The organism is Cyanobium sp. Aljojuca 7A6 (assembly GCF_024346455.1).
Classification (GTDB): Bacteria; Cyanobacteriota; Cyanobacteriia; order PCC-6307; family Cyanobiaceae; genus Cyanobium.
On sequence record NZ_JAGQCY010000017.1, the window covers coordinates 39,005 to 62,926 of the forward strand.

A 23,922-nucleotide genomic window follows, 5' to 3' on the forward strand; every position below is an offset into this window, starting at 1 on the left:
GCAGGCGGTTACCAGCTCACCCCATGGAGCTTGGGCAAGGGCGCGGTCTTGGAGGTCACGGCGAACAGCCGTGGGATGCGGTGGCTGTTGTAGACGCGGAATTCGCGCACCACGCTGGCGCCTTCCTCGCGCACGGCCTGGTTAAGCACCAGGGAGCCATCGGGATCGGAGACGGAACGGTGGAACGTGCCGGGAGGAATGCGCAGAATGTCGCCGCCGCAGTCGAGACGAACGATGTGATACGGATAATTCCAGCCCAGATTGACCAGGAAGAAGGTGCGGCCGCCGTGCATGGCCAGCAGGTTGTCCTCCTGATGGGGATGGAGATAGAACTGCCAGCTGCCGGACTCCTGGCAATCCGGTGGGCTGACCGCCGGACCCGAGTGGACCACCAGATCCCGCTTGTTCGAGGTGGGCACGGTGATGTCGAAGAAGCGCACCGACGGGGTGTCGCGGAACTTCTCGTAGGGGATCAGCTCGAACATCGGAGCAGGACGGGGTCCTTGGCTGGACCCGGTGGGCGGGCGGCCCTGCAGCTCGTCTCTCGACGGGACGGTGGCGGTCATTGGGAGCGACTTCGTCAGAAGCCTCTGCGGTCTCTTCAGTGAACCTAATCCTGGCGGGGTCCCACGGTGAGATCGGCTACGAAAGCCCTCGGGCTTTGGGCCAGTTCCGGTGGTGGAGACGCTTGCTTGAATGGTCGTCAGAAGACGATCGCGCTGCAGGACAACGTCCCATGGCCACCCCGGAGAGCCTGCTGAAGCTGGTGTTGGGTGGCGTCACCCTGAGTGCCGCCGTTGCCGTCGCCCCCTGCTCCGCCCTGGCCCAGAACCGTCAGCCGGCGGGCCGGCCCACCGTGTCCGTGCCGGCCTTCAAGAACACCGTGACCCAGCCCACCTGGTGGTGGCAGGGTCCGGTGGCTGATGACCTGGCCGCCGCCCTGGCCAACGAACTCCAGGGCACCGGCACGCTGCAGGTGGTGGAGCGGCGGCAGCTGAAGGACGTCCTGTCCGAACAGGAGCTGGCCGAGCTGGGGATCGTCAAGCGAGGACCGGATGCCGCCAGCAAGGGGCAGATGCGCGGCGCGCGCTACATCGTGCTTGGCACGGTCACCTCCTACGAAACCAACGTGGAGCAGAAGCAATCGGGCAGCAGCTTCGGTCTGCTCGGCTTCGGCAAGCGCAACCAGGAGGTGGAGACCAAGGACTATGTGGCGATCGACATCCGCGTCGTGGACAGCAGCACCGGCGAGGTGATCGGTTCGCGCACCGTGGAAGGTCGGGCCAGCAACACGGCCAGCGCCAGCTCCAGCGGAGTCAATCTGCTGCCGGCGGCCGGCCTGGCCCTCTGGATGGCGCCCAACATGGGCCGCACCGGCCAGGCCCTTACCGGAGCGGCCGGCACGCTCAACTTCGGCAGCAACCAGTCTCAGGCCCAGCGGACCCCGGCCGGCAAGGCGATCCGGGCCGCCCTGATCGACGCCTCCGAGTACGTCAGTTGTGTGCTGGTGCCCCAGGGCGACTGCCTGGCGCGCTTCGAGCAGCAGGACCAGCAGCGCCGCCAGCGCACCAGGGGCGTGCTGCAACTCGATTGAGCCCCGGATCAAGGCCCCCGGCTGCTTAGGCTGATCCCACTCAGGGGCGGGGCCATGGGCCGCCACGACCACTGTTTCGGCTTTGAGGCCGACTTCGTCGGCGATCTGCGTTGCATCCCCATGGCCGTGCGGCGCAAGCTCGACCTGGTGGGCGTCAAGCTGAAGCTGAGCCACTGGGGCGACCTCAGCGACCAGGAACGGCAGCGGCTGCTGGCCTGGCCGGACGACCCCGACGCCCTGGCGGAGCTGGACCACTGGCTCGGCCAGCGCACCGCCGGTATGGCCGCCGGAGCTGCCGGCCGACTCGAGCCCGCCTGCGGCGCCCCATGGCAGCAGGGTGAGGCTCCCCCCGAGGTGCTGCTCACCTCCTGCCAGCAGTTGGGGCTGAGGCTGCCTGCCAACACCTGGGGGGAGCTCGATGAGCTGCAACGCTTTGCTCTGGTGAAGCTCAGCCATCCGGGCCACGAGCACCGCAACCTGCCGCGGGCTTTCGCCGAGTTCGGCCTGTTGGCGTGAGCGGCCTGCGGGCCTGCCTGCTCAGTGGCGGCGCCAGCCGCCGCATGGGCACGGACAAGGCCCTGCTGCCCCATCCCGCCGGGGGCACCTGGCTGGAGTTCCACCTGGCCCAGCTGGCGGCCTTGCCGCTGCCGATCACCCTGGTCAGTCATCACCGGGCCCACCACGCCCTGGTCCAGTCCCTGCGGGACGGGCTGGGAGAGGCGATCACCGTCCTGGAGGAGCCGCCACCGCGGGAAGGGCCGCTGCTGGCCCTCGACCGGTTGATGCAGCACCACCCCCGCCAGGACCTGCTGCTCTGCCCGGTGGACATGCCCTGGCTGGAGACCGCCGCCCTCCAGGCCCTGGTGGCTGCCGCTATCTCTTCAGGCTCCGCGGCCATCCACCTGGCCCACGACGGCCGGCGGCTGCAGCCGCTGCTGGGGGTCTACCCGGCCCACGCCAGCCGCTGCCAGGGGCTGCGTGCCTTCACGGCGGCGGGCGGCCGGCGGCTGCAGGATTGGCTGGCCGGAGAAGAGGTGGTGGCGGTGCTGCTGCCGCCGACGGGCCTGCGCAATGCCAACAGACCCGACGACACCACCGGCCTGTGGCCCTAGCTTTCCTGCCATGGCGGAGCGTCCCCTGGATCTGCATGGCCGGCCCCTGGGGGTGCTGCGGCTGTCGCTCACGGCCCGCTGCAACCTGGCCTGCCCCTACTGCTGCCCCGATGTCGAGGACGCGCCCGACCTGCTGACCCTGCCGGAACGGCTGGCCCTGGTGGAGACCACCGTGGGCCTGGGGGTGCATACCTTGCGCCTCACCGGCGGCGAGCCCCTGCTGCACCGGCAGCTGGAGGCGCTGATCGCGGCCCTGCAGCCGCTGCGGCGGCGTGACCCCAACGATCCCCGCGGCGTCTTGCGGGAGATCGCCCTCACCAGCAACGGCGTGCTGCTCAGTGCCGAGCGGGCCCGGCAGCTGAAGGCGGCGGGCCTCGACCGGATCACCCTCAGCCTCGATGGCACCGACGGGGCCAGCGTGGCCCGCATGGCCGGCCTGGGGGGGGCGGCCGCCGGTGGTGCTGTGCTGGAGAAGGTGCTGGCGGCGATCCGGCACGCCAGAGAGGCCGGCTTCGATCCGGCCCGCGGCGCGCTGAAGCTGAACGCGGTGATCACCCGCACCGGCAATGCCGACCAGCTGCTGCCCCTGGCGGCCCTGGCCCGGCAGCAGGGGCTGGAGCTGCGCCTGATCGAATTCATGGACGTGGGTAATCGCAACGGCTGGGCGCCGGAGCAGGTGCTGCCGGCGGCCGAGATGGTGGCCGGCATCGGGGCGGCCTGGCCGCTGGAGCCGGTGGGGCGCGCACCCCACGGCACCGCCGGCCGCTGGCGCTACCAGGATGGGGGCGGCCTCCTGGCGGTGGTGGCCTCGATCACGGCGCCCTTCTGCGGCGACTGCAACCGGCTGCGGATCACCGCCGACGGGGTGGCCTACAGCTGCCTGTTCGCTGCCACCGGCACCGACCTGAAACCCTGGCTGCGGCCCCGGCCCGAGTCGGCCCGGCTGCAGGAGGCGCTGGAAAGTTTGTGGCGGGCCCGGCGCGACCGCTGGAGCGAGGAGCGCCAGGAAGCGGCCGACCAGCGGCCGGCACCAGCGGAGATGGCCTACCTGGGGGGCTGAGCGGCTCCGGGCGCTGAAGCCAGCGCCCCCCGCACCAGCACCGGCACCCGCTTGAAGGCCGGTGTGCCGCAGCGGGGGTCGATGATGGCCTTCATGATCACGTTCACCTCCGGGTAGAACATCAGCGCCGCCCCCTCGCGGATCTCGCCGGGAATGATCTCGACGCCCTCCAGGGTGCCCGCCTCCCCCTGCACCGTCACCCGCTGATGGGCCGCCAGACCGCAGCGCCGCAGGTCGGCGCGGTTCATCAGGATCGTGTGGCGGTGGGGCATGCCCCGGTAGCTGTCGCCGGCCTTGTAGACGACGGTGTTGTGCTGGCCGTAGCTGCGGGCCGTGATCAGGGCCAGCACCAGGCCGGTTTCCCCGGGCCCGAGGCCGCCGAAGTGCTCCGCCTCCGGCAGCGACAGTTCCGGCAGGGGGGTGGGCGCCATCCGGGCCCGGCCGCTGGGGGTGGGGAAGGTCGGGGTGTCGAACAGGCGCCCCTCGACGCTGAACTCCTGCCGGGTGGCGTCGATGCGGGCGATCGGGCCGTAGCCGGGCACGGTGCGGCCGATCAGTTCCCGCACGTAGGACGGATCCTGCAGCCGCCCCCAGTCGATCGGATCGCTGCCCATCCGCCGCCGGGCCAGTTCGGCCAGGAACGCCACCTCGCTGATCAGGTCGGCGCCGCGCAGGTGGGTGGAGCCAGGCTCGTTGAGGCGCACGTAGTTGTTGCCCGATTCGGTGGTGGTGCGGTGCGGCGTCTCGAATCGGTTGAACACTGGCAGCACCAGGGTCTGGCGGGCGGCCAGGCCGTGGAAATGGCCCTGGTTGGGCTTGGTGGCCAGATACAGGATCGTGTCGATGCGGCCCAGGGCGCGTTTGGCCTCGCCGCTGTCGGGGTTGGCGCCCCAGAGGTTGCCCCCCAGGCACAGCAGGCTGTCGATCCGGCCGGCATCGGCCGCCGCGATCAGGGCGCGGGTGTCGTAGCCGGGCACCCGGCTCAGGGGCCGGCCCAGCAGCTGCTCGAGGGCCTGCTGCATCTCCGAGCGCAGCTTGACGGTGACCCCCATCGAGCCGAAGCCCTGCACGTTGGAGTGGCCCCGGATCGGCATGGTGCCGGCCCCCGGACGGCCCACGTTGCCGCTGAGCAGGGCGGTGTTGGCGATCGCCTGCACGTTGTCGATGCCGTTGGCGTGGTGGGTGATGCCCATCGCCCAGGCGAACACCACCCCCCGGGCGCGGGCGATCACGGTGGCGCTGTGCTCCAGTTCCTGGCGGCTGAGGCCGCAGGTGTTGGTGATCGCCTCCCAGGAGGTGCTCTCCAGCTGCGCCAGCAGCGCCTCCCAGCCCTCGGCATGGGCAGCCAGAAAGTCGCGCTTGACGGCGCCGGCCTCCAGCAGGGCCTTCTGCAGCCCCAGGAACACGGCCGTGTCGCTGCCGGGCACCGGCTGCAGGAACAGCGAGGCGATCTCCGAGCCCGCCAGCATCGAGCGGATCGGGAAGGCGGGGGAGCCGAACTTCAGCAGCCCCACCTCGATCACCGGGTTGATCACGATCACCGTGCCGCCCCGCTGGCGGAGCTTGATCAGCTCGTTCATCAGCCGTGGGTGGTTGGCCGGGGCGTTGGAGCCCACCAGCACCACACAATCCGCCTGCTGCAGGCTCTCCAGGCTCACCATCGAGGTGCCGGAGCCGAAGATGGCATTGAGCCCCACGGTGGAGGGGGCGTGGCAGAGGTCGGAGCAGTCGGCCAGGTTGTTGGAGCCCATGGCCCGCAGCAGCAGCTGCAGCAGGTAGGCCGCCTCGTTGGAGGAGCGCCCCGAGCTGTAGGAGGCCACCCGCTCCGGCGGGCGCCGGAAGGCGGCCTCGGCGATGGCGAACACGTCGTCCCAGCCGATGCGCTCGTAGTGGCTGCGGCCGTCGCGCAGCAGCAGGGGGTGGCTGAGGCGGCCGAGGCGGTCGGCCTCCATCGAGCAGAGCTGCTGGAGGTCCACCAGGCTGCGGCGGCCGAACACCCCCTCGCTCACCGCCGGCTGCAGCTCGGCCATGATCGCCTCGACGCTCTTGAGGCAGCGCTGCAGCGGCTCCCCCAGCTCGTCGACGAAGCCTCCGTGCTGGCCGCCGGTGCCCCAGGCGCAGGAGAGGCAGGCGCTCTTGTGGTTGAGGGTCTGCCAGAGCTTCGGGCCCCGGGGGGTCAGGGTGGCGCGGGCCCAGCCCTCGATCAGGGGCCAGCCGCCGCCCTGGCCGGGGGTGGCCGGCTCTGGACGGGGTGCAGCTTCGGGGGCTCCAGATTCCACGATCCCTCGTGTGCCAAGGCGTTAACCCTAGGCAGAGGCTTCGGCGGCGCCAGACAGCAGCGCATCCAGCCGGCCCTGGCGCTCCAGGGCAAACAGGTCGTCGCAGCCGCCGACATGGGCGTCGTCGATGAAGGTCTGGGGCACCGAGCGGCGACCATCGCTGCCCCGGGCCACCATCGCGTCGCGGGCGTCCTCGTCGCCATCGATGACGTATTCCTCGTAGACCACGCCCTTGCGGTCGAGCAGCTGCTTGGCCCGGATGCAGAACGGGCAGAAGCGCCAGGTGTAGATCTCGACCTTGGCCATGGAGGGGACGGTATGCGGCTGTTGAATGTGATTCTGACGACCCGCACGCCCTCTCGTCTGTCGGAGCTGCCACGCCATGCAAGCTGAGCTGCCCGGCGGCCTGACGCCCTACCAACGCACGCCCTCCTTCGACGCCGAGACCGTGCCGGCGGGTCTGCGGGCGCAGCACAGCACCAAAGCGGGGGTGTGGGCCCGGGTCGTTGTGCTGGAGGGTTCGCTGCCGTTCCGGTTTCTTGAGCCCCATGAGGAGCTGGTGCTGCTGACGCCCGAACGGCTCGGCATCGTGGCTCCCACCCAGTTGCACCAGGCTGAGCCCGGCCCCGGGGTGCGGTTCTACGTCGAGTTCCACCGGGCCGAAGTTCCGCTCAGGTCTGTTCCGTCCCCACCGCCTGGCGTGGCCTGATGCCGTACTGGCGGCGTACCTCCTCCAGGGGCAGGGGGAAGTCGTCCCAGGGATCCCAGTCGCTGATCAGGTCGCGGCTGACGCCGAGGCCGTGCTCCAGGCCGCGGAAGATCACCTCCGGATCGGCTTGGCCGGTTTCCGCCGCCGTCACCGGGGTGGCGCCGATGCCCAGCTGGAACTGGGCCAGGGCGAACAGGATCGTGAAGAAGGGGTCGTTGCGGCCGAAGCCGGCCTGGAAGCCGAGCACGCCGCATTCCTCGCTGGCGCTGGTGCCGTAGCCGCCGAGCACGTGGCAGCAGTCGTGGCGCACCACCGGTGGGGGCGGACCGCCCAGTTCGCCGGGAACGCTGAAGCCGTTGGCCTCAATGAAGGCCAGGTAGGCGCGGCCCAGGCTGCCCTCGGGCAGTTCCGCCAGGCCGCGGTAGCGGCTGGCGAGGGCGGGATCCTCCCGTTTCAGCAGCGAGCGGGCGATCTGCAGGGCGCCGGCGGGGCCTTCATCGCGCAGGTAGGCCGCGGCGGCCCCCCTCTGGAAGCCCCGCCGGGCGATGTCGAGGCGCACCAGGTTGAACTGGTGCTCGAGCACATGGCGGAACGCCTGCACTGGGGCCTCGTCGATCCCCAGCGTCCGGGCCGTGGCCTCGAGCCTGGCCAGGCGGGCCTCGCCCGGCGCGTCCTCGAGCAGGGCCAGCACGGTCATGCCGCGCAGGATCCGCTGGCGCCACTCGCTTTCGGGCACCGCCGCCGCCAGCTGCTCCGCCGTGAGGGGCTCCAGCGAATCGAGGGGGATGGGCAGGTGGAGCAGGTGATCACGGATGGCCGTGATCGTGCGCAGGGCGATCGGGCTGGGCGGCCCGCCCTCGGCGGCGATCGCCAGCAGGCTGCCCAGGCCGGCCCGGCCGATGGCCTCGCGGCGTTCCGGGGGCGGCTGAGCGGAGAGGAGGGGGTTCATGGCAGAAACGGCGGCAACGTGCTGGGGTGATCCTCGCCGCAGTTCGCCGTCCATAGGGCCGATCGGTGACGGGCAGCCGGCCCGTGTCGGCCTCCCCCGGGTGCCTGACAAGCACCACCGACGGATTCAGCATGGCGACAGGGCCATCCCAGCAGACTCCCATCGCGGCAGCGTCCTCGCCATGAACGATCCCTCCTCCAACGGGCCAGGCCTCAGCCGGCGTGAGGCCCTGCAGGCCGGCGCCCTTTCCGCCCTCGGTCTGCTGGCGGCGGGAGCGGGGCCCGCCGCAGCGGCGGAGCCGGCCGCCGCCGTTGTTGGCCAGGGCGCCCAGAAGGGCCTCGGCGACAAGCTGGCGCCGGACCATGGCGTGCGCGTCACCGATCGACCCAAGGATTACGTCACACCCAAGGGGCTCAAGGTTGACCGCGAGATCATCAATTTCAGCGACATCCCTTTCCAGCTCAATGGCTACACTTTGGGCCGGCACATCGTGGTGATGCCCCAGAAGATGGGCGGCGGTGTGAACCTGATTGACCTCGGCAGCGGCCGGGCGCTGGCCTCGCTGTGGTACTGGAACTACGGGGATTACAACCCCATCAGCCACCACATCCAGGCTTTTCCAAGCTCCAATCCTTACCAGGAGTTCGAGTTCATCAACAGCTGCCAGGGCGGTATGAATTCGCTCATCTATGGCATGCCGACGGCGGTGACGGATCCGCCGCCTGGTTTCAACATGTACCGGGTTCGCTACAACGGCGATGTCCTGGAGCTGGAGGAAAATATCGCCGAGACCACGGGACTGGGTCTGGGTGTTCACACCACCATCCGTCCCTCCGATGCCAAGAGTTACTGCATCTCCGATGGCCAGAAGGACATCTTCGCCTGGTTTGATCGTGCCTCCACCCGCGTGCTGCAGGCGTTCCGTTACGACTGGCAGGGCAACTCCCCGGAGCTGGCGGACTGCTGGACCGGTGGCGGCACCCTGCTGATCAGCCGTATCAAGCCAGACCCTACGACCGGACTGTTTGATCTGCGTGGCACCAAGGGCCTCAAGATCAACTGGGAAATGGTGCCGATGGGTGAGCTGTTCGTCCCCGAGGGTCAGATCCCCGGCCCCAACGTGCGGGCCCTCACGGGTGCCGATGCCTTCGTCTGGCACCCCGATGGCCGCTACGGTGCGGAGATCATCCGCATGCTCGGCGGCTGCGTTGTCCACGACAGCCAAAACGGCATGGTCCCCGTGGCCTATTGCGCCTTCCCCAGTCAGTCGCCCGACACCTACACGGTGGAGCAGGTGGATAGGGACACCTGGAAAGTAGTGATCGATCGGGTGTACTCCCCGGGTCATGAACTTGGCTTCTCACCGGATGGCAACAACCTTGTGATGATGAACAACGGGCTGGAGAACAGCGTCGGGATTTTTGACAGCTCCGATCCCGACCCCAGCCAGTGGCGCAAGATCCGGCAGATCATCGATCCCACCTGGGGCAAGCGCTATCCCAGCCCCTTCCACATGGCTTTTACACCCGACAGCAAGAAGATGTACGTGGTGGTGCTGAACCCGGCCCCGGGCCGCAGCGGCATCATGGTGGTGGATACGGCCACCTGGACGCCGATCAAGGAGCTGCAGAACATCACCCAGGACATGCAGTCCTGCACGGTCACGCCTGACGGCCAATTCCTGCTGGTGGCCGTCGGTGGCTTCCAGCGTTACGCCTCCGGCATCTTCGTGCTCGACACGGCCAAGGATGAGCCGGTGGGTTTCATCCCCAATCCAGGTGGCCACCACGACCTCACCTTGGTGCCCACCAGCGTGGAGCAACTGCGCTTCTCCCGCTCCTGTGCGATGTGAGCCGGCGTTTCCGCGCCCAGCTTCGGCTGATCGCCAGCAATGTCACGCGCCGGTCCCTGCGGACGGGCCTGCTGGCTGGGGCCGTGGGCCTGGCCACGGGCCTCAGTTTTCTCACCGTGGTGCTGTTGGGGTCCCTGCAGCAGTCGCTGGAGGGCAGCTTTTCCAGGCTGGGCGCCGATCTGCTGGTGGTGCGGCAGGGAGCGACAGTGAACCTTACCCAGGCGCTCCTGGCCGTTGAGCCCGAGGCGCCTCCCCTGAGTTCCGCCATCCTGGAGCGGGCCGCGGCGATCGAGGGCCCGATCCGGATCAATCCCCAACGGGCCGTGCGCGGCAGCGGACGGTTGGCCCTGGAGGCGGGGCTGCCCTCCCCCACGGATCTGCCGCTCTACGGCATCGACCCCCAACGGGACAGCACGGTGATCCCCTGGCTGGAGAGCAGCCGGGGGATCGACTTTCAGGACGGCCAGGTGATCCTCGGCTCCCGCCGCCGCGGCCGCCTGGGGGATCGCCTGTCCCTGCTGGGCCAGACCTTCCGGATCCACGGCCGCCTCGCCTCCACCGGCATCCCCTCCCATGAACAGGGCCTGTTCTTCACTCTGGACGATCTGGAGCGGCTTGTGCCCAGTGACAGCCCGGCCACGCTCGGGGTGAACGGGCTGCTGGTGCAGGCGCCGCAGGGGATGGCGATCGAACAGCTGCGCTTCAGCCTGCTGGCCCGTCTGGAGGATGTGCAGGTGGTGGGTGGCCGCACCCTGTTCGCCATGGTGCGACAGGCCGGTGCCTCAATGGCGACCCTGCTGGTCCTGCTCAGCGCCATCCTGCTGCTCTGTTTCGCCCTGCTGCTGACGCTCATGTACGCCGGCATCGCCTCCGAACGCCGCCGGGAGCTTGGGCTGCTGCTCAGCCTGGGGGCCCTCCCCAGCGAGGTGCTGGGGCTGATGGTGGGAGAGGCGAGCCTGGTCTGCGGCGGCGGTGGCGGTCTCGGCCTGGTGGTTGCTGCCCTGGTCGGCCCGCCCGTCCATGCGCTGCTGGGGGATCGGTTGGCGGCCAGCGGCATGGCGTTCCCCTGGCCCGCCCTGGCGCCCCAGGCTGAGCTGGCAGCCGGGCTGTGGCTGCTGGTCACGGGCATCGGTGCCCTGGCGGCGGCCCTGGCGATGCTGCCCGTGCTGCGCCTCGATGCCCTCGTGCTGGTGCAGGGCGATGACTGAGCCCCTGCTGCGGGCCGAAGGGTTGCAGCGCTGGTTCGGTAATGCCGGGGTGCGTCAGGCCAGCCTGCAGCTGGCGGCGGGCGAGCGGGTGGCGATCCTGGGCCGCTCGGGATCGGGCAAGTCGACCCTGCTGGCCATGCTGGCGGGCCTCAGCCGGCCGGACGCGGGCAGGATCGAACTGCGGATCGGCGTTGGGGGCGCTGGCCCCATCGATCTCTGGAGCCTGCCTGCGGCTGAGCGCTGTCGCCTGCGGCGGGGGCCGGTGGGGTTTGTGAGTCAGTTCACCAGCCTGCTGCCCACCCTCTCGACCCTGGAGAACCTGCTGCTTCCGGGCGAGCTGGAGGGCCGCCGCAGCGCCACCGAACTGTTGGCCGATGCGGAGCACTGGCTGGAGGCCGTCGGGTTGAGCCATCTCCGGGACAGGCGGCCGGGCCAGCTCTCTGGGGGTGAGATCCGGCGCGCCATCCTGGCCCGTGCCCTGGTGAACCGGCCCAACCTGCTGCTCGCTGACGAACCCACCAGCAACCTCGATGGCTGCAGTGAGACAGAGATCGTGGCCCTGCTGGAATCCCTCTGCGCCAGCAGCGGCGCAGCCCTGCTGATGGTGACCCACAGCGAGGCCCTGGCCCGGCGCTGCGACCGCTGGCTCGAGCTGGAGGCCGGCACCCTGCGGGATCCCGCCGCCGCGGCCGAGCCGCCCTTGCCGTCCGGCTTGGGTGGGACCGCCGAGGCCCATCCCACGCGCCGCCGCCTGCTGGCCGGGGCCCTGGCGGGCGGGATGTCCCTGGTGGGGGGCACGGTGTTCTGGCAATGGCGCCAGCAGCAGCAGCGCACCGCCAGGATCCGCCGCGACCGGCTGCAGCGACTGGCCTTCAGTGGCCTTTCCTCTGAACTCGTTGCGGTGGAACGAACAGGACCTGAGCGTTATCTGGGCACGCTCGCCGTCGAGAATCTCGAGGTCAGCCAGTCGCTGTACCTGCTGCCCCTCGACGTGCAGCTCTACATCCAGCAGGGCTCACGCTGGAATCCCTTTCCGGCCCACTGGAGTGACAGCCAACGCCAGGTGCTGGCGGTGGAGGGCTTGCGGCCGTTGCACTTCGAATTTTCCGACCCCCCCTCGAGCCACACCGAACTGGTGCCTGGATACATGCATGTCCGCATCGACGTGACCTATGCCGTTGCCGATCGCCCTGACCCCGAGCTGATGCCGGTGGAGCGGCGCGATTCGTTCTTTGTCCATCTCCTCCCGCCGCTGCCGGACGCCGAGAAGGTCGCCCGCAACGGTTTCCCCGGCGAGCCGCCCCTCTATATCCCGATGCCGCCACATTGAGGCCGATGCCACCGCACTGGGGCGTTCAGGCCAGCTCGAACCGGTCCAGGTCCATCACCTTGCTCCAGGCCGCCACGAAGGCGGCCACGAAGCGCTCGCCGGCATCGGCGGAGCCGTACACCTCGGCGATCGCCCGCAACTGGGCGTTGGAGCCGAAGATCAGGTCGACGCGGGTGGCGGTCCAACGCAGATCGCCCGTGTGGCGATCGCGGCCTTCGAAGCTGTCTTCGGCCTCCGAGGTCGCCGTCCAGCTGGTGCCCATGTCGAGCAGGTTGACGAAGAAGTCGTTGCTAAGGGTCTCGGGGCGGCCGGTGAACACCCCATGCCGTGACTTGCCGTAGTTCGCATCCAGCACCCGCAGGCCCCCCACCAGCGCCGCCATCTCCGGGGCGGTGAGGGTGAGCAGCTGGGCCTTGTCGATGAGCAGCTCCTCGGCGGAGGCCGGCAGGCCCGGCCGCAGGTAGTTGCGGAAGCCGTCGGCCTTCGGTTCGAGCACGGCGAAGGAGGCCACATCCGTCTGCTGCTGGGAGGCATCCATGCGCCCGGGGGTGAAGGGCACCGTCACCGCGTGGCCGCCCCGGCGGGCCGCTTCCTCCACGGCGGCGCAGCCGCCCAGCACGATCAGATCGGCCAGGGAGATGCGCTTGCCGTCGTGGCGGGAGCCGTTGAACTCCTGGCGGATCGCCGCGTAGGCCTCCAGGGCCCGGGCCAGCTTGGCGGGCTGGTTCACCTCCCAGTCCTTCTGGGGGGCCAGCGCCAGCCGGCCGCCGTTGGCACCGCCGCGCTTGTCGGAGCCGCGGAAGCTGGCGGCCGCGGCCCAGGCGGTGGCCACCAGCTGGGAGATGGGCAGGCCCGTCTCCAGGATCCGCCCCTTGAGGGCGGCGATGTCGTCAGCGTCCACCAGGGGATGGTCGACGGGCGGAATCGGGTCCTGCCAGAGCATCACCTCCTCCGGCGCCAGGCTGCCCAGGTAGCGGGAGCGGGGCCCCATGTCCCGGTGGACGAGCTTGAACCAGGCGCGACGGAAGGCCTCCCCCAGCTGGTCGGGGTTGGCATGGAACCGGCGGGAGATCTCCAGGTAGGCCGGATCGACCCGCAGGGACAGATCGGTGGTGGCCATCATCGGCGCGTGGCGCTTGGACGGGTCGTGGGCATCGGGCACGGTGTCCGCCGCCGCCGGATCGGTGGGTCGCCACTGCCAGGCGCCGGCCGGGCTTTTCTCCAGCGCCCATTCATAACCGAACAGGTTGTCGAAATAGCCGCTGTCCCACTGCACGGGGTTGGCGGTCCAGGCGCCCTCCAGGCCACTGGTGGTGGTGTCGTCCCCCTTGCCGCTGCCGAAGCGGTTGTGCCAGCCCAGGCCCTGCTCCGCGATGGTGGCGGCCTCGGGCTCCGGCCCCACCAGGTCAGGGTCGCCAGCGCCGTGGCACTTGCCGAAGGTGTGGCCCCCGGCGATCAGGGCGACGGTCTCCTCGTCGTCCATCGCCATGCGGGCGAAGGTCTCACGGATGTCCCGGGCGGCGGCGAGGGGATCGGGCTTGCCGTTGGGCCCCTCCGGGTTCACATAGATCAGCCCCATCTGCACCGCGCCCAGCGGGTCCTCCAGCTCACGGTCGCCGCTGTAGCGCCGGTCGCCGAGCCATTCGGTCTCCGGGCCCCAGTCGATGTCGATCGGCGGCTCCCAGACGTCTTCGCGGCCCCCGGCGAAGCCCAGGGTGGGGAGGCCCATCGATTCGATGGCGCAGTTGCCCGCGAAGATGATCAGGTCGGCCCAGGAGAGGGCGCTGCCGTACCTCTGCTTGATCGGCCAGAGCAACCGCCGCGCCTTGTCGAGGTTGCCGTTGTCGGGCCAGCTGTTGAGGGGGGCGAAGCGCTGGGTGCCGGCGCCGGCGCCGCCGCGGCCGTCATGGATGCGGTAGGTGCCGGCGCTGTGCCAGGCCATGCGCACGAAGAAGGGACCGTAGTGGCCGTAGTCGGCCGGCCACCAGTCCTGGGAGCTGGTCATCAGCGCGAACAGGTCCTGCCGCAGGGCCTCCAGGTCGATCGTGCCGAAGGCCGCGGCGTAGTCGAAGCCGCTGCCCATCGGATCGGCCTGGGGCGCGTGCTGATGCAGCACGGCCAGGTTCAGCTGCCGCGGCCACCAGTCCCGGTTGGAGCGGGCCCCGGCGGTGCTGCCCCGGAGCTTGCCGTGCAGGAAGGGGCACTGGCCGCCGGCGTCGGCGCCGGCCTCGGGGGAGAGTCCTTCCATCCGCTGCTGCCGCGTTTTTATCAAATGTAGGGGTGGGATGGAGATCAAGTCAGACTGAGGCCAGCCCGTGCCAGCTGGCGCCCCCCATGACCACCCCCGCCCGTGCCGCCGCCGGACCGACGACCGGGTTTCTGGAGGAATCCCCGGGCAACCGCTCCTGCATGCGGTTGATGTGTCTGCTGGCCCTGGTGGCGTCGATCGCTTTCGCCGCGGTCACGATGATGCGCAGCGCGCCGCTGGTGACCAGGGATTCGGGGGGTCGGGAGTCGATCTCCTATCCGCCCAGGGATGACACCGGGATGGTCATCAGCTTCGCCTTCCTGCTGGCCGCCTTCGCCCCCAAAGTGGTGCAGAAGTTCGCTGAGCAGCACCTTGGGGAGCTGAAGAGCTCCCGCCTGCGCGAACGGCTGCTCGGTTTGGGCCCCTCCGCTGGGCCGTTGGCTGCCACTGCCACCCCAACGGAGGATCCCCGCCTGCGTCAGCTCCTGGAGGAGGTGGAGCGCCTGCGTGCCGAGATCGAGCGCAGCCGCACCCCGATTCAGGTGAGCGCGGCCACCCCCGTGGCCCCGCCGGCGGCCCTGACCCCCCTGGAGCGGATCCGCCTGAGCGGAAGCCTCTGATGCCCACCATCACCGCCCGCCAGGACGCGGGACTCAGCCCCAGCCCCGCCGCCGCCGATGCCGATTCCTATGTGGCCGCCGGCGCCCGCATCGCCGTGGCCTGGGTGCGGCCGGCCCCCGGTACGGACCTGGCGATCGTGCGGCTGGCGGGGCCCTACACCTGTCCGGGCGCCACGGTGCCGCTGCCGGATGGCGAGCAGCGCTATCTCAACCCCGAGCGTTTCAACATTCCTGATGAGGCCTGGCTGGGTGTTTCAGCCGAGGGTCCGCTTCCCCCCGAGGTGGCCCAGCTCAATCACCACTACGAGGGCTGCCGGCTCCAGGCCTACCCCGACCCCCGCACCGGCGGCGCACCGATCACGATCGGCTGGGGCAGCACCTTCTATCAGGACGGTTCCCCGATCCGGCTGGGGGACGTGATCACCCAGGCGCAGGCCGACGCGCTTTACGAACACAACTGCCGCGAGAAGTTCTGGACGGTGCTCGTGGCCACGATTCCCTTCTGGGCGGAGATGGGGGATCGGCAGCGGGCCGCCCTGTGCAGCTTCGCTTACAACAACGGCGCCCATTTCCATGGCGATGGGTACCACGACACGCTGGATCGCCACCTGCGGGATCGCCGCTGGGGGGCCGTGCCCGGTGCACTGATGCTGTACCGCAATCCCGGTGAGACGGTGGAGGTGGGGCTGGGCCGCCGCCGCCGGGCCGAGGGGCTCGTGTGGAGCGGAATGCAGCCCGCCGTCGCCTGCGCCCAGGCGGAGCGGGAGATTCGCACTCCTGCCGATTGCGAAGCCTGGGAGCAGCATCTGAAGCGGGAGGCTGACGGTTCGGCTGCCCCTGCCGCCAGATCCACAACGGCGCCAGCCAAGGGGGCCAGCCTCCTGCCCGGTTTGGTGGGTCCCCAGAAGACCCCCCAGGACTTCGGCTTCAGTGGCTCCGACAGCCATGTGGTCGTCAACGACGCCAATCAGACAGCCAAGGCCTTCGATGCGGAGGGCCGGTTGCTCTGGGAGATCCCGGCGCTGGCCCGCGGCCAGGGGCGGGAGAACCAGTGGCAGGACACCTCCACCGACACACCGCCGGGGGTCTATCGCATCGCCCAGAAGGTCTACCGGGACTACGAGCAGGATCCCAGCCCCACCTACTCCGCCGACCGCCGCAGCTATGGCTGGTACAGCTTCGATCTGGAGGATCTGGAGATGCAGGAACGGCGGTTTGGCCGGTCCGGGATCATGGTGCACGGTGGCGGCACCGCCTGCGGCTGGCCCGGGGCCTGGGCGCCGTATCAGCCCCTGCATTCCACCCTCGGCTGCGTACGCCTCCACAACCAGGATCTGCGCGACAAGCTGCTGCCGCTGGTGGAACAGGGCACGGTCTACGTGTCGGTGTACCAGGAGGCCTGAACGGGAGTCCACCCCTACCCTGACCGTCAACGCCACTGCCCTGGCATGCCCACTCCCTTCGCCCTGCTGCTCCTGGCGCTCCTGAACGCCACACCGGGACTGGCTGCAGCGCAATCACAGAGTGGGGAACTCAGCCCACGGGAAGCGTTCATTGTGATGGTGGGGGTGGGCTCCGGGTACATGAGCGCCCTCTGCAACCTGGAGAAGGACGGCTTCATCTCCACCGCCACCCGCGCCAAGCTGGCCCAGGCGCAACTCGACATCATCGGCGGCGATCCCTCCACGAAGGACGATCTGGAGGGCGTGCTCGCCGGTATGAAGGGGGTGGAAGAGGACAAGGACCTGTGCCCCAGCCAGGTGCTGCCGCCGCGACGGAAATGACTACCGACGGGGGACGCTGATGGAGCCGCGCGACCGCCTGGACAGGGTGGTGCCGGGCCTCGCGCAACTGCTGGGCTACCAGCGCAGCTGGCTGCGGCCCGATCTGCTGGCGGGCGTCACCGTGGCCGCCTACCTGGTGCCCCAGTGCATGGCCTACGCCGAAGTGGCCGGGCTGGCGCCGGTGGCGGGTCTGTGGGCGATCCTGCCTCCCCTGCTTCTCTATGCCCTGCTGGGGTCCTCGCCCCAGCTCTCGGTGGGGCCCGAATCCACCACAGCCGTGATGACGGCGGCTGCGGTCGGGCCGCTGGTGGCGGGCAATCCGCTCGCCTACGCTGGTTATTGCAGCCTCCTGGCCCTGCTGGTGGGACTGGTCTGCTGCGCCGGAGCCTGGGCCAAGCTCGGATTTCTGGCCGATCTGCTCTCCCGGCCGATCCTGGTGGGCTACCTGGGCGGGGTGGCGCTGATCATGATCGGCGGCCAGCTGGGCCGGGTCAGCGGCATGACGCTTCAGGCCGATTCCAGCCCCGCCCAGCTGCTGGAACTGCTGGGCCGCCTGGGGGAGATCCACCGTCCCACGCTGCTGTTGGCTCTGGGAGTGCTGGTGTTTCTCCTGCTGGTGCAGCGCCGCTTCCCCCGGGCCCCGGCTCCCCTGCTGGCGGTGCTCTTGGCCATGGCGGTGGTGGCGGTGGGACACCTGGATCAGCGCGGCGTGGCCGTGATCGGCGCCATCCCAGCCGGGCTGCCCCAGCCGGCGCTGCCGCCCTGGGTCTCACCAGACCAGCTGCGCTATCTGCTGACGGCGGCCGTGGGCATCGCCCTGGTGGGCTACTCCGACAACGTGCTCACGGCCCGGGCCTTCGCCGCCCGGGGCGGCTACCGCATCGACGCCAACCAGGAGCTGCTGGCCCTCGGCAGCATCAACCTGGGCAATGGCTTGATGCAGGGCTTTCCGGTGAGCAGCAGTGGCAGCCGCACGGCCATCGGCGATTCCCTCGGCAGCCGCTCCCAGCTGTTCTCCCTGGTGGCCCTGGGGGTGGTGCTGGCCGTGCTGCTGTGGCTGCGGCCGGTGCTGGCCCTGTTCCCCACGGCGGCCCTTGGGGCGATCGTGATCTATGCCGCCCTGCGCCTGATCGACATCCCGGAGTTCCTGCGGCTGCAGCGCTTCCGCCCCAGCGAATTCCGGCTTGCCCTGATCACCCTGGTGGGGGTGTTGGCCACTGACCTGCTGCTCGGCGTGGCGCTGGCGGTGGGGCTGTCGGTGATCGATCTGTTCGCCCGGCTGGTGCGGCCCCACGACGCCGTGATGGGGATCGTGCCCCGGCTGGCGGGCCTGCACGACGTGCGCGACTGGGAGGGGGCGCGCACGATTCCCGGCCTGGTGCTGTTCCGGTTCGACGCCCCCCTCTGCTTTGCCAACGCGGAGCACTTCCGCCAGCGGGTGCTGGCAACGATCACCGCCGAGACCCAGCCGGTGGCCTGGTTCGTCCTCAATGCCGAAGCCATCGTTGAGATCGACATCACGGCGGCTGACGTGCTTGAGGAACTGCAGCGGGAACTGACCGCTCGCGGCATCACCTTCGGCCTGGTGCGGGTCAAGCAGGACCTCTACGTCCAGCTGGAGCGCGCCGGCCTGGTGGAGCGGATCGGGGCGCGCCTGTTCTTCCCCACCCTGCCCACGGCGATTGCGGCCTTCCAGGCCCGGGCGACGCCGGTGCCCAGCGCATGACCATCGCCCCCGAGCGCCACCAGCTGGTCCTGGCGGGGGGCGGCCACAGCCATGTGCTGGTGCTGCGGCGCTGGCTGATGCGCCCGCGCCACCGGCCGTTGCGCACCCGTCTCACCCTGGTGAGCCGCCACGGCACCGCCCTCTATTCGGGCCTGCTCCCGGCCGTGGTGGCTGGGCTGGAGCCCCTGGAGGCCGCCGCCATCGACCTGCGCCGCCTCTGCAGCCTGGCCGGCGTCGCTTTTGTGCAGGCGGAGATCACCGGGCTGGATCCGGCGGCCCGGGAGCTCCACCTGGCGGGGCGCCCCCCCCTGCGCTTCGACCGGCTCAGCCTCGATCTGGGCGCCGTGACCGCCACGCCGGGGGCGGCGATGGCCGTCAAGCCGTTGGAGCCCTTCCTGGCCTGGGCGGAGCGGCGCGCCGCCGGCGAGCCCCTGGTGATCCGTGGCGGTGGGGCCGCTGCCGTGGAGCTGGCCCTGGCCTTCCGGGCCCGGGGCCTGGCCTGCCGTCTGCTGCTGCAGGGGGAGGTCCTGCACCTGGGCTCGGCCGCGGCGAACCGGGCCGGTGAACGGCTGCTGGCCCAGGCCGCCATCCCGATCCAGCGGCGGGCGCCGCCTGGGGCCCCGGCCGATCTGGCCTGCACCGGCAGCCGCGCCCCCGCCTGGCTGGCGGCCGCCGGCCTGCCGGTGGACCCGGCGAGCGGCCGGGTGCTGACCCACCCCAGCCTGCAGGTGATCGGCCATCCGGAGCTGTTCGCCGCGGGTGACTGCGGCCTGATCGCCACCGATCCCCGGCCCCCCTCGGGGGTGTGGGCCGTGCGGGCGGCGCCGGTGCTGGCGTACAACCTCGGCCGCAGCCTGGGTGAGCCCCCCACGCCACTGCGGCCCTGGCGGCCCCAGGCGCGGGCCCTGCAGCTGCTCGGCGACGGCGGCTGGCAGGCCGCTGGCCCCAGGGCCCTGGCCCTGTTCGGTCCGCTGGTCCTGGGGCCTTCGGGGTGGATCTGGCGTTGGAAGCAGCGCATCGATCGGGCCTTCATGGCCCGCTTCGCCACGCTCCAGCCGATGGCCGCCGCCGCCATGGCCTGCCGCGGCTGCGCCGCCAAGCTGGGGGCCGCCCCCCTGAGCGCCGCCCTGGCCAGGCTCGACCCTGGCGGCCAGTCAGCGCCGGTGGAGGACGCGGCCCGGGTGGGCACCGGCGTCGATGGGGCCCTGCTGCTGCAGAGCGTCGATGGCTTCCCGGCCCTGGTGGACGACCCCTGGCTGAACGGCCGGCTCACCACCCTGCATGCCTGCAGCGACCTCTGGGCCAGCGGTGCGACGGTGGCGAGCGTGCAGGCCCTGGTCACGGTGCCCGAGGCGGCCGCCGCCATTCAGGAGGAACTTCTCCTGCAGACCCTGGCGGGGGTGCACTCGGTGCTGGAGCCCCTCGGGGCCGCTCTGATCGGTGGTCACACCCTGGAGGGCCGGGATGGGGCGGGGCTGGCCCTGGCCCTGACCGTGAACGGCTGGGTGGCGCCGGCGGCGTCCTGGGGCAAGGGGCCACTGCGCCCTGGCGACGCCCTGCTGCTGAGCCGGCCCCTGGGCACCGGCGTGCTGTTCGCCGCTGCCATGGCCGGTGCTGGCGCCCCCGAGTGGATGGAGGCGGTGCTCGTGGCGATGCAGCGCAGCCAGGCGGCTCTGGTGCCGCTGCTGGTCGCCCACGGTTGCGGGGCCTGCACCGACGTGACCGGATTCGGCCTGCTGGGCCATCTCGGCGAGATGCTGGACGCCTCGGGTGCGGAGCTGGCGGTGGAGCTCGCCGCCGCCGCCATCCCCGCCTATGGCGGCGCCCTGGAACTGCTGGAGCGGGGTTTTGCCAGCAGCCTGGCCCCTGCCAACGCCGCCGCCCTGGCCCTGCTGGAGGGGCCGGTGCGGCTGGTGGGGGCGGAGGGCGGTGGGCTGGCGGAGCTGCTGATCGATCCCCAGACCTGTGGTCCCCTGCTGGCGGCGCTGCCGGCGCAGCGGGCGCCCGCCGCCCTGGCCGCCCTGCATCAGGGCGGCTTCCCTGAGGCTTGCCTGATCGGTCGGGTCAGCGGGAGGGAGGCTGCTGCAGCGTCACCAGGCCCTGGCTGATCAGCTGGCGGGCAGCCTCCGGAGCCGCCAGGCCGCCGAGATCCACCGCCGAACAGGCATGGCCGTCGAGGCCGTGGTCGTAGCAGCGGTCGTAATAGTCGAGCATCTGCCGGCAGGCGGCGGCCCAGTGGCCTTGCTCGATCGCCTCGAGGGCCAGCGCGGTGCGCTGGGGACCCAGCCGCTTGGCGATCCGCCGGGTGGCCTCCGCCAGGGCGAGGGGGTCCTGGGCGCCGTAGATCTCCACCAGGTTGGCCACCCGCTCCTGGAGGGGTCGCTCCACCGCCAGCACCGGCGCGGCCTGCATCTGGCGCCACAGGCCGGCGGGAATGCGGCAGCGACCCACCATGGCGCTCTCGGCCTCCAGCCAGATCTGGTCCGCCCCGGCCAGGGGGGCCAGGGCGGCGGCCAGCTCGTTCTCGTAGTGCTCTGAGCTGGGCTGCTCCGGCAGCCCGAGCCCGCCGAAGCTGCTGCCGCGGTGGTGGGCCAGCCCCTCCAGATCCACCACCCCTGCCCCCCGCTCCCGCAGGGCCAGCAGCAGGTCGGTCTTGCCGCTGCCGGTGCGGCCCCCCAGCAGCCGCACCGGCCAGGGCTGCTCGAACAGCTCCAGCACCCAGCGCCGGTAGCTCTTGTAGCCGCCCTCCAGCAGCAGCACCGGCAGCTCCAGCTGCTGGGCCAGCCAGGCGACGCTGGCCGAGCGCATCCCGCCGCGCCAGCAGTGCAGCCGCAGGGGCGCCCCGGCCGAGCGCTCGCTCGAGGCCACCAGTTCGGCGGCCAGGGCCTCCATTCGCGGCCCCACCAGGGCCAGACCCCTCAGCACGGCGGCCTGGCGGCCCTGCTGCTTGTAGAGGGTGCCCACCTCGGCCCGCTCGGCATCGCTGAACAGGGGCAGATTGGTGGCCCCGGGGATGTGGCCCTGGCGGAATTCAGCCGGCGTGCGCACGTCGAGCAGCGTGCCGCCGCTCAGCAGGAAGTCTTCGATGGGAACGCAGGCCGCCATGGTGCTGACCCAGGCAAGAGGCGGTGCAGGTTGGCTTCCACCCGATCGCCATAGTGGAGCAAGGGCCGCCAGCGTTTCCCATCCCCGATGAGCATGTTCCGGATCCGCACCACCGCCACCGCCGCCCTGATGGGGGTGTCGCTGGCGTTGCTGCCCCTGCTGGCGCCCGCCCCCGCCCCGCTTCCCGGCCTGCTGGCTCCGGCGGCGGCCCAGCAGAGCCAGAAGGTGCTGCGCATCGGCGCCATCCCCGACCAGAAGCCCGAGATGCTCAACCGGCTCTACCCGCTGGTGGCCAATGAACTCAGCCGTCAGCTGGGGGTGAAGGTGGTCTACGTGCCGGTGGTGGATTACGCCGCCGCCGTCACCGCCTTCCGCACCGGTGGCCTGGATCTGGTCTGGTTCGGCAGTCTCACCGGGGTGCAGGCGCGCCTGCAGAAGCCCGGTGCCCTGGTGATCGCCCAGCGCGACATCGACGCGTCGTTCCAGAGCGTCTTCATCGCCAACACCAGCAGCGGCCTCAAGCCGATCAGCAGCGTCAAGGGGCTGGCGGAGCTGAAGGGCAAGCGTTTCACCTTCGGCTCGGAGAGCTCCACCTCCGGCCGCCTGATGCCCCAGTTCTACCTGAATCAGGCCGGGGTCAAGCTGAGCGACTTCGCCGGCGGCGCCCCCGGTTTCAGCAGCAGCCATGACGCCACGATCGCCCTGGTGCAGAGCGGCGCCTACCAGGCCGGCGCTGTCAGCGAAGAGGTCTGGCGCAGCAGCCTCAGCGACGGCAAGGTCAACCGCGCCAAGGTGGTGCAGATCTGGAAAACCCCCGGCTATCCCAACTACCACTGGATCGCCCAGCCCGACCTCGACAAGCGCTTCGGCAAGGGCTTCACCGCCAGGATGAGGACGGCGATCCTCAGCTGGCGCGCCACCAATCCCCGCCAGAAGGAGGTCCTGGCGTTGTTCGGCGCCCAGCGGTTCATCCCCGCCAATGCGGCGGCCTACAGCCCCATCGAGAAGGTGGGCCGCCAGATCGGCAAGATCCGCTGAGCCCGCCCGGACGCTGGCACCGCAGCGGGACCAGGGCCGTCGGGCTGGCCCTCGGCCTGGCCTCCCTGCTGGTGGCGCCTGGGCCCTCGGCCGCCAGCACCTGTGTGCCCGCCGGCGCCTGGGTGGAGCCCACATCCCCGGCTCCCCGCAGTGTGGCGGCGGGCGACCTGCTCGATCGCCTGGCCCGGCGTCCGGTGGTGCTGCTGGGGGAACGTCACGACAGCGCCGCCCACCACCGCTGGCAGCTGGCCACGCTCCAGGCGCTGCAGGAGCGCAGCCCCGACCTGAGCCTCGGCCTGGAGATGGTGCCGCGCCGGCTGCAGCCGGTGCTCGACCGCTGGGTGGCCGGGGACCTGAAAGAGCGTGCCTTCCTCGAAGCCCTCGACTGGCCGGCGATCTGGGGCTACGACGCCGATCTCTACCTGCCGATCCTGCGCTTCGCCCGCGACCGGCGCCTGCCACTGCTCGCCCTGAATGTGGACCGGCTGTTGGTGCGGCGGGTGCGGGCCGAGGGGTTTGCGGCGGTGCCCGCCAGAGAGCGGGAGGGGGTGGGGCGTCCGGCGCCGGCCAGCGCGGCCTACCGGACCCAGCTGCACCGGCTCTGGCAGCACCATCCCTTCGTTCCCACCAGCGGCCAGCGGCGGCCGGGTCTGGAGGATCCCTCCTTCGTCCGCTTCGTGGAGAGCCAGCTGCTGTGGGACCGGGCCATGGCCGAGGCCATCGCCGACCGCCGCCGTCGCCATCCCGGCGCCCCGGTGGTGGCCTTGATCGGCAACGGCCACCTGGCCGGAGGCCACGGCGTGCCCCATCAGCTCCGGGCCCTCGGTCTGGCGCAGGCGGCCTGGCTGTTGCCCTGGGATGGGGGGCTTGACTGCGCCGTCCTGCAACCGGGGCTGGCCACCGCGGTGTTCGGGGTGGTGTCGCGGCCGCCGGCGGGCCTGCGGCTGGGGGTGTATCTGGAAACCCACAGCGGCCGGGTGGAGATCCGCCAGGTGGCGCCTGGGTCGCTGGCGGAGCGCTCCGGCCTGCGGGTCGGCGATCGGATCACGGCGATCGACGGCCAGCCCGTCAGCAGCGCCCGCCAGGTGATCGAGCGGCTGGCCGCCCATCCGGCGGCCCGGCCCCTCGGCCTCACCCTGCGGCGGGAGGGGCGGCTGCTGCCGCTGCAGCTGGCCCTGCCCTAGGAGCCTGCTGAAATAGCCGCCAATCCGACTCCAGCCACAACGTTTTTGTCTGTGACGGCCATGGACAGCCCTGATCGGCAGTGGGGTTCAACTCTTCGGGTGGATTTTCTTGGCCCTTGTGCCG

At 70.9% G+C, this 23,922-nt stretch carries 21 protein-coding genes; 15 read left to right on the plus strand and 6 right to left on the minus strand.

Annotated elements, in window-relative coordinates:
- Window positions 1–8: 8 nt before the first annotated feature.
- Window positions 9–485 carry a redox protein gene (locus tag KBY95_RS13710; RefSeq protein ID WP_254957943.1) on the minus strand — a complete coding sequence of 159 codons (477 nt, stop codon included), beginning with the start codon at window positions 483–485 and terminating at the stop codon, window positions 9–11.
- A gap of 251 nt (window positions 486–736) precedes the next feature.
- On the opposite strand from KBY95_RS13710, the gene KBY95_RS13715 reads away from it, so the two are divergent.
- From KBY95_RS13715 to KBY95_RS13730, 4 genes are read left to right on the plus strand one after another with little or no spacing between them, the layout of a single operon-like run.
- Window positions 737–1,594 (plus strand): CsgG/HfaB family protein, encoded by an 858-nt coding sequence (locus KBY95_RS13715; RefSeq protein WP_254965704.1) that lies wholly within the window; start codon window positions 737–739, stop codon window positions 1,592–1,594.
- 54 nt (window positions 1,595–1,648) lie between these two features.
- The gene (locus tag KBY95_RS13720) at window positions 1,649–2,110 is read left to right on the plus strand and encodes a nitrate reductase associated protein (protein WP_254965705.1); all 462 of its coding nucleotides are present in this window, start codon (window positions 1,649–1,651) and stop codon (window positions 2,108–2,110) included.
- A complete protein-coding gene (locus KBY95_RS13725; protein WP_254965706.1) occupies window positions 2,107–2,706 on the plus strand; it encodes a molybdenum cofactor guanylyltransferase in 600 nt (199 codons plus the stop codon). Before KBY95_RS13720 ends, KBY95_RS13725 begins: the two co-directional genes overlap by 4 nt.
- A gap of 10 nt (window positions 2,707–2,716) precedes the next feature.
- Window positions 2,717–3,766 carry a GTP 3',8-cyclase MoaA gene (locus KBY95_RS13730; protein ID WP_254965708.1) on the plus strand — a complete coding sequence of 350 codons (1,050 nt, stop codon included), beginning with the start codon at window positions 2,717–2,719 and terminating at the stop codon, window positions 3,764–3,766.
- On the opposite strand, the gene KBY95_RS13735 is transcribed toward KBY95_RS13730, so the two are convergent.
- Both KBY95_RS13735 and grxC read right to left on the minus strand, forming a co-directional pair.
- A complete protein-coding gene (locus KBY95_RS13735; protein ID WP_254965709.1) occupies window positions 3,751–6,045 on the minus strand; it encodes an FdhF/YdeP family oxidoreductase in 2,295 nt (764 codons plus the stop codon). The two genes, KBY95_RS13730 and KBY95_RS13735, sit on opposite strands and share 16 nt — an antisense overlap.
- Window positions 6,046–6,072: 27 nt before the next feature.
- A complete protein-coding gene (gene grxC / locus KBY95_RS13740; RefSeq protein WP_254965710.1) occupies window positions 6,073–6,351 on the minus strand; it encodes a glutaredoxin 3 in 279 nt (92 codons plus the stop codon).
- A gap of 76 nt (window positions 6,352–6,427) precedes the next feature.
- On the opposite strand from grxC, the gene KBY95_RS13745 reads away from it, so the two are divergent.
- Window positions 6,428–6,754, plus strand: coding sequence for a DUF1971 domain-containing protein (locus KBY95_RS13745; protein ID WP_254965711.1), 327 nt, complete (start codon window positions 6,428–6,430; stop codon window positions 6,752–6,754).
- Here the strand turns inward: KBY95_RS13745 and KBY95_RS13750 are convergent.
- Window positions 6,717–7,703: a ubiquinone biosynthesis protein COQ4 gene (locus tag KBY95_RS13750; RefSeq protein ID WP_254965712.1), complete on the minus strand. Its 987-nt coding sequence runs from the start codon at window positions 7,701–7,703 to the stop codon at window positions 6,717–6,719. The genes KBY95_RS13745 and KBY95_RS13750 overlap by 38 nt on opposite strands.
- A gap of 181 nt (window positions 7,704–7,884) precedes the next feature.
- On the opposite strand from KBY95_RS13750, the gene KBY95_RS13755 reads away from it, so the two are divergent.
- Genes KBY95_RS13755 through KBY95_RS13765 form a run of 3 tightly spaced genes read left to right on the plus strand, consistent with a single transcriptional unit; the run spans window position 7,885 to window position 12,093 of the window.
- Complete coding sequence (locus KBY95_RS13755; RefSeq protein ID WP_254965713.1) at window positions 7,885–9,555, plus strand: YncE family protein; 1,671 nt, start codon at window positions 7,885–7,887, stop codon at window positions 9,553–9,555.
- Complete coding sequence (locus KBY95_RS13760; RefSeq protein ID WP_254965714.1) at window positions 9,552–10,763, plus strand: FtsX-like permease family protein; 1,212 nt, start codon at window positions 9,552–9,554, stop codon at window positions 10,761–10,763. Before KBY95_RS13755 ends, KBY95_RS13760 begins: the two co-directional genes overlap by 4 nt.
- The gene (locus tag KBY95_RS13765) at window positions 10,756–12,093 is read left to right on the plus strand and encodes an ABC transporter ATP-binding protein (protein WP_254965715.1); all 1,338 of its coding nucleotides are present in this window, start codon (window positions 10,756–10,758) and stop codon (window positions 12,091–12,093) included. Before KBY95_RS13760 ends, KBY95_RS13765 begins: the two co-directional genes overlap by 8 nt.
- 25 nt (window positions 12,094–12,118) lie before the next feature.
- Here KBY95_RS13765 and katG read toward each other — a convergent pair whose 3' ends face one another.
- Window positions 12,119–14,341, minus strand: coding sequence for a catalase/peroxidase HPI (gene katG / locus KBY95_RS13770; protein WP_254965716.1), 2,223 nt, complete (start codon window positions 14,339–14,341; stop codon window positions 12,119–12,121).
- Between the two features lie 86 nt (window positions 14,342–14,427).
- Here katG and KBY95_RS13775 point away from each other — a divergent pair, with 86 nt between their 5' ends.
- Genes KBY95_RS13775 through selD form a run of 5 tightly spaced genes read left to right on the plus strand, consistent with a single transcriptional unit; the run spans window position 14,428 to window position 20,579 of the window.
- Complete coding sequence (locus KBY95_RS13775; RefSeq protein ID WP_254965718.1) at window positions 14,428–14,961, plus strand: hypothetical protein; 534 nt, start codon at window positions 14,428–14,430, stop codon at window positions 14,959–14,961.
- Entirely contained in the window at window positions 14,961–16,364 is a 1,404-nt protein-coding gene (locus KBY95_RS13780) for a glycoside hydrolase family protein (protein ID WP_254965719.1), read from the plus strand. Before KBY95_RS13775 ends, KBY95_RS13780 begins: the two co-directional genes overlap by 1 nt.
- 45 nt (window positions 16,365–16,409) lie before the next feature.
- Window positions 16,410–16,745, plus strand: coding sequence for a hypothetical protein (locus KBY95_RS13785; protein ID WP_254965720.1), 336 nt, complete (start codon window positions 16,410–16,412; stop codon window positions 16,743–16,745).
- Window positions 16,746–16,764: 19 nt separating this feature from the next.
- On the plus strand, window positions 16,765–18,471 hold the full coding sequence (locus KBY95_RS13790) for a SulP family inorganic anion transporter (protein ID WP_254965721.1): 1,707 nt from the start codon (window positions 16,765–16,767) through the stop codon (window positions 18,469–18,471).
- The gene (selD, locus tag KBY95_RS13795; protein WP_254965722.1) at window positions 18,468–20,579 is read left to right on the plus strand and encodes a selenide, water dikinase SelD; all 2,112 of its coding nucleotides are present in this window, start codon (window positions 18,468–18,470) and stop codon (window positions 20,577–20,579) included. Before KBY95_RS13790 ends, selD begins: the two co-directional genes overlap by 4 nt.
- Here the strand turns inward: selD and mnmH are convergent.
- On the minus strand, window positions 20,536–21,576 hold the full coding sequence (gene mnmH, locus KBY95_RS13800) for a tRNA 2-selenouridine(34) synthase MnmH (protein WP_254965724.1): 1,041 nt from the start codon (window positions 21,574–21,576) through the stop codon (window positions 20,536–20,538). The two genes, selD and mnmH, sit on opposite strands and share 44 nt — an antisense overlap.
- Window positions 21,577–21,663: 87 nt before the next feature.
- On the opposite strand from mnmH, the gene KBY95_RS13805 reads away from it, so the two are divergent.
- Complete coding sequence (locus KBY95_RS13805; protein WP_396095028.1) at window positions 21,664–22,614, plus strand: putative selenate ABC transporter substrate-binding protein; 951 nt, start codon at window positions 21,664–21,666, stop codon at window positions 22,612–22,614.
- Window positions 22,615–22,685: 71 nt separating this feature from the next.
- Window positions 22,686–23,798 carry a ChaN family lipoprotein gene (locus KBY95_RS13810; protein WP_254965725.1) on the plus strand — a complete coding sequence of 371 codons (1,113 nt, stop codon included), beginning with the start codon at window positions 22,686–22,688 and terminating at the stop codon, window positions 23,796–23,798.
- Window positions 23,799–23,922: the final 124 nt, after the last annotated feature.

Coding starts and splice junctions, on each gene's coding strand:
- KBY95_RS13730 (WP_254965708.1), top strand. CDS start 2,717: ATGGCGGAGCGTCCCCTGGATCTGCATGGCCGGCCCCTGGGGGTGCTG.
- selD (WP_254965722.1), top strand. CDS start 18,468: ATGACCATCGCCCCCGAGCGCCACCAGCTGGTCCTGGCGGGGGGCGGC.
- KBY95_RS13755 (WP_254965713.1), top strand. CDS start 7,885: ATGAACGATCCCTCCTCCAACGGGCCAGGCCTCAGCCGGCGTGAGGCC.
- grxC (WP_254965710.1), bottom strand. CDS start 6,351: ATGGCCAAGGTCGAGATCTACACCTGGCGCTTCTGCCCGTTCTGCATC.
- KBY95_RS13710 (WP_254957943.1), bottom strand. CDS start 485: ATGTTCGAGCTGATCCCCTACGAGAAGTTCCGCGACACCCCGTCGGTG.
- KBY95_RS13780 (WP_254965719.1), top strand. CDS start 14,961: ATGCCCACCATCACCGCCCGCCAGGACGCGGGACTCAGCCCCAGCCCC.
- KBY95_RS13745 (WP_254965711.1), top strand. CDS start 6,428: ATGCAAGCTGAGCTGCCCGGCGGCCTGACGCCCTACCAACGCACGCCC.
- mnmH (WP_254965724.1), bottom strand. CDS start 21,576: ATGGCGGCCTGCGTTCCCATCGAAGACTTCCTGCTGAGCGGCGGCACG.
- KBY95_RS13765 (WP_254965715.1), top strand. CDS start 10,756: ATGACTGAGCCCCTGCTGCGGGCCGAAGGGTTGCAGCGCTGGTTCGGT.
- KBY95_RS13750 (WP_254965712.1), bottom strand. CDS start 7,703: ATGAACCCCCTCCTCTCCGCTCAGCCGCCCCCGGAACGCCGCGAGGCC.
- katG (WP_254965716.1), bottom strand. CDS start 14,341: ATGGAAGGACTCTCCCCCGAGGCCGGCGCCGACGCCGGCGGCCAGTGC.
- KBY95_RS13715 (WP_254965704.1), top strand. CDS start 737: ATGGCCACCCCGGAGAGCCTGCTGAAGCTGGTGTTGGGTGGCGTCACC.
- KBY95_RS13720 (WP_254965705.1), top strand. CDS start 1,649: ATGGGCCGCCACGACCACTGTTTCGGCTTTGAGGCCGACTTCGTCGGC.
- KBY95_RS13790 (WP_254965721.1), top strand. CDS start 16,765: ATGGAGCCGCGCGACCGCCTGGACAGGGTGGTGCCGGGCCTCGCGCAA.
- KBY95_RS13785 (WP_254965720.1), top strand. CDS start 16,410: ATGCCCACTCCCTTCGCCCTGCTGCTCCTGGCGCTCCTGAACGCCACA.
- KBY95_RS13805 (WP_396095028.1), top strand. CDS start 21,664: ATGAGCATGTTCCGGATCCGCACCACCGCCACCGCCGCCCTGATGGGG.
- KBY95_RS13775 (WP_254965718.1), top strand. CDS start 14,428: ATGACCACCCCCGCCCGTGCCGCCGCCGGACCGACGACCGGGTTTCTG.